The sequence below is a fragment of the Streptomyces sp. NPDC059828 genome, from assembly GCF_042731955.1.
Lineage (GTDB): Bacteria > Actinomycetota > Actinomycetes > Streptomycetales > Streptomycetaceae > Streptomyces.
In genome coordinates, this window is the sequence record NZ_JBHWIW010000056.1 from 41812 (window position 1) to 48799 (window position 6988).

The following is a 6988-nucleotide window of genomic DNA, read 5'->3' on the forward strand; positions in this document are numbered from 1 at the left end:
CGCTTGAGCGCATGACGCAGCCGCTGCCCATAGAGTCCATCCGCGATGTGCGTGCCCACCTCGCCGAGGTCGTGGAGCGCGCCGATCGCGACGACGTGCCCACAGTGATCACGCGCCGGGGCAAGGAAGTCGCCGCCGTCGTCTCCATCGAGGTACTACGCAAGTACCAGGAATGGGAAGAGCGCGAGATCAACCGGATCATCGACGAGCGCATGGCCAACCCGGCACCCGGCATCCCGATCGAGGACATCATGAGGGAGACGCTGGCGCGCGGTGAGTGAGTACCGAACCGTCTTCCGCCCCGAGGCGCAGGCCGAGCTTCGGAAGATCCCCCGCGACATGGCACTGCGCATCCTGGCCAAGCTGACCGAGCTGGAGACCGACCCGCTCGGCTCGAACACCACCGCACTCGTGTCCCAGCCCGAACGACGCCGCCTGCGCGTCGGCGACTACCGCGTCGTCTACACGCTCGACAACGGAGAACTGGTGGTCTGGGTCGTTCACGTGGGACACCGGTCCACCGTCTACGACACCTGACGCCGACTGCCCCGGCGTCAGAATATCCAGCACCCATCCAGCACGGTGACGACGAAGGGGCCGACTCCCGGAGGAGTCGACCCCTTCTGACCTGCATGTTTGCCACATCAGCGACGTGGTGTTACTTCATCCGCTCAGACGTTGAAGCGGAACTCCACCACGTCCCCGTCCTGCATCACGTAGTCCTTGCCCTCCATGCGCGCCTTGCCCGCCGCTCGGGCGTCGGCGACCGAGCCCGTGGCGACCAGGTCGGCGAAGGAGATCACCTCCGCCTTGATGAAGCCCTTCTGGAAGTCGGTGTGGATCACACCGGCCGCCTCGGGGGCCGTCGCGCCCTTCTTGATGGTCCAGGCGCGGGACTCCTTCGGGCCCGCCGTGAGGTAGGTCTGGAGGCCGAGGGTGTCGAAGCCGACGCGGGCGAGGGTGGCGAGGCCGGGCTCGTCGGCGCCGACGGACTGGAGGAGTTCGATCGCGTCCTCCTCGTCGAGCTCGGCGAGGTCCGCCTCGAGCTTGGCGTTGAGGAAGATCGCCTCGGCCGGGGCGACCAGGGCGCGCTGTTCGTTCTTGAAGGTCTCGTCGACGAGCTCGTCCTCGTCCACGTTGAAGACGTAGAGGAACGGCTTGGTGGTGAGCAGGTGGAGGTCGTGCAGGAGCTCCGCCTTCTCGCTGCCCTGGACGATGCCCTGCGAGAAGAGTGTGTCGCCCCTCTCGAGGATCTCCTTGGCCGCCTCGACCGCCGCGACCTTGGGGGCCACGTCCTTCTTGATCCGGGCTTCCTTGGACAGGCGCGGCAGGACCTTCTCGATCGTCTGGAGGTCCGCGAGGATCAGCTCGGTGTTGATGGTCTCGATGTCGTCCTTGGGCGAGACCTTGCCGTCGACGTGCACGACGTTCTCGTCCTTGAAGGCCCGGATGACCTGGCAGATCGCGTCGGACTCGCGGATGTTCGCCAGGAACTTGTTGCCGAGGCCCTCGCCCTCGCTCGCGCCGCGGACGATTCCGGCGATGTCCACGAAGTCGACGGTCGCCGGGAGGACCCGCTGGGAGCTGAAGATCTCGGCCAGCTTGGTCAGCCGGGTGTCGGGGACACCGACCACGCCCACGTTGGGCTCGATCGTGGCGAACGGGTAGTTGGCCGCCAGCACGTCGTTCTTGGTCAGGGCGTTGAACAGGGTCGACTTACCGACATTCGGCAGTCCGACGATTCCGATCGTGAGCGACACGTTGGCGACTTCCTGAGTGAGGACTGGCGGAGGGCCGGGGGCCCGGCCCCGGGTGGGCCGATCCACCAGTTTACGGGCGCGTCACCGGGGCCGACGACGGGAACCGGGGGAAGCTCCCCGGGGCTCTCGCGTACGAGCGAGGCACGGGTTTGCGTCGAACTCATGGCCAAGGTCACCCAAAGGGCGTGTCTTGTGGCGGAACCCTCACGCATGGAGACCTACGTTTGATCCGTGGAGCACAGGACAGGTCCCTCGCAGCAGCGGCCACGGCCGCAGGCCCCGCTTTCCGGGCAGGGCGCCCTCATCGAGGGCGCCTCGGTGTACCGGGTCACGGACCGGCCCGGGCGCCCGGGCCGGTCGGGCCGCACCGTCCGGCCGGGTGGCTCCGGAGCGCCGAGACGACGGGATCCCCGGCGCCCGGTGCCGCCGGTGCTGCTCGCACTGCGCAGGCTGCCGAACCCTCGGTTGACCGGACTCGGCGCCGGGCTCTTCGCCTCGGCCGTCATGCTGGTGATCGGTTCGCTGGACGAGCTGCTGCTGGACGGCTCACCTCTGGTGTACGGCCTGCTCTTCCTCCCGGTCAGCGCCCTGACCGCGCTGTGGGTGCGCAAGGCCGACCTGGTCACCGCCCCGATCAGCGTGCCGATCGCCTTCACCGTCGGCGTCATCCCGGTCGCGGGCGGCGTCGGTGGCTACGGGGGCCACATCATGGCCGTGGTGACGGCCCTGGCCGTCAACGCGGGCTGGCTCTACGGCGGCACCCTCGTCGCCGGTGTGATCACGACCGTGCGGAAGGTGCGGCTCATGCGCCGGCCTCCCGCCCGGCGGCCGGCGCCCCGCAAGACCGACGGCCGCCCGGGGCAGTCACTACGGCCTCCGGGCGGCAGGCACTGAACCGACCCCAGGCCCTCTGTCCGGGCGTCGGCCGCCCGGGGGCCAGGCCCTGTCCGGGCGAACTCCGTGGCAAGGCGGTGGGTCTCCCCAGGGCCGGGGCCCGGGAAGACCCACGCCTTGGCCGATGTCGCCGTGGCTCGAGGAGATCGCCCGGACAGGCCTAGCGTCGTGCCGCGGCCATCGCCGCGCCCACGATGCCCGCGTTGTTCTGAAGCTGCGCCGGGACGATCTCCGCCCGCACGTGCTTGATGAGCGGCAGGAACTTGTCCGCCTTGCGGCTCACCCCACCGCCGATGATGAACAGCCCGGGCGAGAACAGCATCTCCAGATGCTCCAGGTACTTCTGGACACGGCGCGCCCAGTGCTCCCAGCTCAGCCCCTCGTCGTCCTTGACCTTGGTCGACGCGTGCTTCTCGGCCTCGTGTCCGTTCAGCTCGAGATGGCCGAGCTCGGTGTTGGGCACCAGGCGGCCGTCGATGAAGAGCGCGCTGCCGATACCCGTGCCGAAGGTCAGCAGCATCACGCTGCCCTTGCGGCCGCTGCCGGCGCCGAAGGTCATCTCGGCGACTCCGGCCGCGTCGGCGTCGTTGAGCACCGTGACCGGGAGGCCGAGCTTGTCGCCCAGCAGCTGGCCGCCGTCCACGTCGATCCAGCTCTTGTCGACGTTGGCGGCCGTTCGGATGACCGATCCGGTGACCACGCCGGGGAAGGTGATCCCGACCGGCCCCGACCAGCCGAAGTGGCGCACCACCTCGGCAACGCCGTCGGCCACGCCGTCAGGCGTGGCCGGATGCGGTGTTAGCACTTTGTGGCGCGGCTCCGCGAGGTCGCCGCGCTCCAGGTCCACGGGCGCGCCCTTGATTCCCGAGCCGCCGATGTCCACTCCGAAGACGTTCATGGACACAACGTTACGAGGAACCGCTGACAGTTACTCCTCGACGAGCGAAGCGGCCTCCGTACGGAGGTCGCGGCGGAGTTCCTTGGGCAGGGAGAAGATGAGCGACTCGTCGGCGGTCTTGACGATCTCCACGTCCTCGTAGCCGCGCTGGGCGAGCCACTCCAGGACCTCCTCGACCAGGACCTCCGGCACCGAGGCGCCGGACGTGACGCCGACCGTGCCGACACCCTCCAGCCAGGACTCGTCGATCTCATCGGCGAAGTCGACCAGATAGGAGGCCTTGGCCCCGGCGGTCAGGGCGACCTCGACCAGGCGCACGGAGTTCGAGGAGTTGCGGGAGCCGACGACGATCACCAGGTCGGCCTGGGCGCTCATCTCCTTGACCGCGATCTGGCGGTTCTGCGTCGCGTAGCAGATGTCGTCGCTCGGCGGGGAGACCAGCAGCGGGAACTTGGTCTTCAGCCTGTCGACCGTTTCCATCGTCTCGTCCACGGAGAGCGTGGTCTGGGAGAGCCAGACGACCTTCGACGGGTCGCGGACCTCGACCTTGTCCACGTCGCCCGGGCCGTCGACCAGGGTGATGTGGTCGGGGGCCTCACCGGTGGTGCCGATGACCTCCTCATGGCCCTCGTGGCCGATGAGGAGGATGTCGAAGTCCTCCCCGGCGTACCGGATGGCCTCCTTGTGGACCTTGGTCACCAGGGGGCAGGTCGCGTCGATGGTCGCGAGCTTCCGCTCGGCGGCCTCTTCGTGCACGATCGGCGCCACGCCGTGCGCCGAGAACATGACGATCGAGCCTTCGGGCACCTCCGCCGTGGTGTCGACGAAGATCGCGCCCTTCTTCTCCAGGGTCTGTACGACGTACTTGTTGTGGACGATCTCGTGGCGCACGTAGACCGGGGCTCCGTACTGCTCCAGAGCCTTCTCCACGGCGATCACGGCACGGTCCACGCCCGCGCAGTAGCCACGGGGTGCGGCCAGCAGGACGCGGCGGGCGTTCGTTGCAGTCATGCGCCCATCGTAAGGGCGACCGCCGGAGGCCAACGATCGCCCGCAGGGCTGAGTCTGCGCGTAGGCAGCCATGTCGGCATATGACTCGTGTCGCTCGCGCGTCCGCGCTGTCACAAGGGGCCGATACGCTCGCGTGCATGGGTCTCACTACGTCAGCCGAAACCCCGGTCCCCGTCGGCGAGGTGTCACGGCTCATCGGGGGGTGGATCGACCGGCTCGGTGCCGTGTGGGTGGAGGGGCAGATCACCCAGCTGTCCCGCAGGCCGGGGGCGGGGGTCGTGTTCATGACGCTGCGCGATCCGTCGTACGACATCTCGGTGGGCGTCACCTGCTACCGCCAGGTGTTCGACAGCGTCTCGGACGTCGTGTCCGAGGGTGCCCGGGTGGTGCTTCTCGCCAAGCCGGAGTGGTACGCCCCGCGAGGGCAGCTCTCGCTGCGGGCCACGGAGATACGGCCGGTCGGCATGGGTGAGCTGCTCGTGAGGCTGGAGCGGCTGAAGCGGTCGCTGGGCGCCGAGGGGCTTTTCGACCGGGACCGTAAGAAGCCACTGCCCTTCCTGCCGCAGCTGGTCGGTCTGGTCTGCGGCCGGGCGTCCGCGGCCGAGCGCGACGTACTGGAGAACGCGCGGCGGCGCTGGCCCGCCGTGCGGTTCGAGGTGCGCAATGTGGCGGTGCAGGGCGTACGAGCCGTGTCGCAGGTCGTGCAGGCGGTGAAGGAGCTGGACGCACTGCCCGAAGTGGACGTGATCATCGTGGCGCGTGGCGGCGGAAGCGTGGAGGACCTGCTGCCCTTCTCGGACGAGCAGCTCATCCGGGCCGTGGCGGACTGCCGCACACCGCTGGTGTCGGCGATCGGGCACGAACCGGACTCACCGCTGCTCGATCTGGTCGCGGACCTGCGGGCCTCGACGCCGACGGACGCGGCGAAGAAGGTCGTGCCGGACGTCGGCGAGGAGCTGGAGCGGGTGCAGACGCTGCGGGACCGTGCGCTGCGGATGGTGCGGGGGCTCGTCGAGCGGGAGGAGCGGGGGCTCGCGCACGCACTCGCCAGGCGGTCGATGGAGCATCCGCACCGGATCGTGGAGGAGCGCGAGCAGGAGACGGAGGCGCTCGTCGCGAGGAGCCACCGGGTGCTCGGACATCTGCTGGACCGTGCCGACTCCGAGCTGGCCCACACCCGCGCCCGGGTCCTCGCCCTGTCGCCGGCGGCCACGATGGAGCGTGGCTATGCGGTGCTCCAGCGGGCGGACGGCGCGGTGGTACGGGCGCCTGGCGAGGTCTCGGCGGCCGAGGAGCTGCGGGCCAGGGTCGCGGAAGGCGAGTTCACGGTCACTGTCGGACCCCACGCATAGGGTGGAGCGCATGACGGCGAAGACGGACGGCAGCGCAGGCCACGACTCGATCGACGCGGCCGACTCGATGGGGTACGAGCAGGCGCGTGACGAGCTGATCGAGGTCGTACGCCGGCTGGAGGCGGGGGGCACGACCCTCGAGGAGTCCCTGGCCCTGTGGGAGCGAGGCGAGGAGCTCGCGAAGGTGTGCCGTCGCTGGCTGGACGGCGCCCGGGCCCGTCTTGACGCGGCGCTGGCGGACCGGCGGCCGGCCGGCGCGGGCGACGACGGGGACGCCGGCGACGAGGACGACTCCGCGTTCTGACCCCGGCCCCGTCCATCATTTAGTTGAAAGTTGTGTGAGTCGGCTCACGAGAGCCCGGATTTAGTTGAAGATTAATCCACTTCGGTCGTACGGTCGTCCGCGTACCTGACACCCCCTTGCCCATCCGGAAGGTATGCCGATGTCTCTCGTAATCGACGCCGCAGCCCAGGACCTCCTTTTCCGTGAGGCCCGCACCGCCAACACCTTCACCGACGAGCCGGTGACCGAAGAGCAGGTGCAGGCCGTCTACGACCTGGTGAAGTTCGGCCCGACAGCGTTCAACCAGTCGCCGCTGCGCATCGTCCTGGTCCGCTCCGCCGGGGCTCGCGAGCGCCTGGTGCCGTACATGTCCGAGGGCAACCAGGCCAAGACGGCCAGCGCCCCCCTGGTCGCGATCCTCGCCGCGGACAACGAGTTCCACGAGGAGCTGCCCGAGCTGTTCCCGCACTTCCCGCAGGCCAAGGACGTGTTCTTCGCCGAGCGTCCGGCGCGTGAGCGCTCCGCGCTGCTGAACGCCGCGCTTCAGGCCGCCTACTTCATCGTGGGTGTCCGCGCCGCGGGTCTCGCCGCGGGCCCGATGACCGGGGTCGACCTCGCCGGCGTGCAGAAGGAGTTCCTGGACGACGACCACACCCCGCTGATGGTGGTCAACATCGGCAGGCCCGGCGAGAACGCCTGGTTCCCCCGCTCGCCGCGACTGTCCTTCGACGAGGTCGTCAAGACCGTCTGACGGACGGCCTTCAGGCACCTACGGCGAGGCGCCGCACCC

At 69.3% G+C, this 6988-nt stretch carries 9 protein-coding genes; 6 read left to right on the forward strand and 3 right to left on the reverse strand.

What is annotated here, in order from left to right:
- The first annotated feature begins 11 nt into the window (after positions 1 to 11).
- On the forward strand, positions 12 to 281 hold the full coding sequence (locus ACFV6V_RS27000) for a type II toxin-antitoxin system Phd/YefM family antitoxin (RefSeq protein ID WP_019434848.1): 270 nt from the start codon (positions 12 to 14) through the stop codon (positions 279 to 281).
- Positions 274 to 537: a type II toxin-antitoxin system RelE/ParE family toxin gene (locus tag ACFV6V_RS27005; RefSeq protein ID WP_385569868.1), complete on the forward strand. Its 264-nt coding sequence runs from the start codon at positions 274 to 276 to the stop codon at positions 535 to 537. The genes ACFV6V_RS27000 and ACFV6V_RS27005 overlap by 8 nt, the downstream gene beginning before the upstream one ends.
- A 134-nt stretch (positions 538 to 671) precedes the next feature.
- On the opposite strand, the gene ychF is transcribed toward ACFV6V_RS27005, so the two are convergent.
- Positions 672 to 1760 carry a redox-regulated ATPase YchF gene (ychF, locus tag ACFV6V_RS27010; protein WP_385569871.1) on the reverse strand — a complete coding sequence of 363 codons (1089 nt, stop codon included), beginning with the start codon at positions 1758 to 1760 and terminating at the stop codon, positions 672 to 674.
- A gap of 231 nt (positions 1761 to 1991) precedes the next feature.
- On the opposite strand from ychF, the gene ACFV6V_RS27015 reads away from it, so the two are divergent.
- Complete coding sequence (locus ACFV6V_RS27015) at positions 1992 to 2654, forward strand: DUF6542 domain-containing protein (protein WP_385569873.1); 663 nt, start codon at positions 1992 to 1994, stop codon at positions 2652 to 2654.
- Positions 2655 to 2814: 160 nt separating this feature from the next.
- Here the strand turns inward: ACFV6V_RS27015 and ppgK are convergent, their stop codons facing one another.
- Together ppgK and ACFV6V_RS27025 are read right to left on the reverse strand one after the other, a co-directional pair.
- Positions 2815 to 3552, reverse strand: coding sequence for a polyphosphate--glucose phosphotransferase (gene ppgK, locus ACFV6V_RS27020; protein WP_385569875.1), 738 nt, complete (start codon positions 3550 to 3552; stop codon positions 2815 to 2817).
- A 30-nt stretch (positions 3553 to 3582) separates the two neighbouring features.
- On the reverse strand, positions 3583 to 4563 hold the full coding sequence (locus ACFV6V_RS27025; RefSeq protein ID WP_385569878.1) for a 4-hydroxy-3-methylbut-2-enyl diphosphate reductase: 981 nt from the start codon (positions 4561 to 4563) through the stop codon (positions 3583 to 3585).
- Positions 4564 to 4700: 137 nt separating this feature from the next.
- Between ACFV6V_RS27025 and xseA the strand changes: the two genes are divergently transcribed.
- From xseA to ACFV6V_RS27040, 3 genes are all read left to right on the forward strand, one after another.
- Positions 4701 to 5915, forward strand: coding sequence for an exodeoxyribonuclease VII large subunit (gene xseA, locus ACFV6V_RS27030; RefSeq protein ID WP_385569880.1), 1215 nt, complete (start codon positions 4701 to 4703; stop codon positions 5913 to 5915).
- 10 nt (positions 5916 to 5925) lie between these two features.
- Positions 5926 to 6219: an exodeoxyribonuclease VII small subunit gene (locus ACFV6V_RS27035; protein WP_385569883.1), complete on the forward strand. Its 294-nt coding sequence runs from the start codon at positions 5926 to 5928 to the stop codon at positions 6217 to 6219.
- Between the two features lie 139 nt (positions 6220 to 6358).
- Positions 6359 to 6949: a malonic semialdehyde reductase gene (locus ACFV6V_RS27040; RefSeq protein ID WP_385569886.1), complete on the forward strand. Its 591-nt coding sequence runs from the start codon at positions 6359 to 6361 to the stop codon at positions 6947 to 6949.
- Positions 6950 to 6988 lie beyond the last annotated feature (39 nt).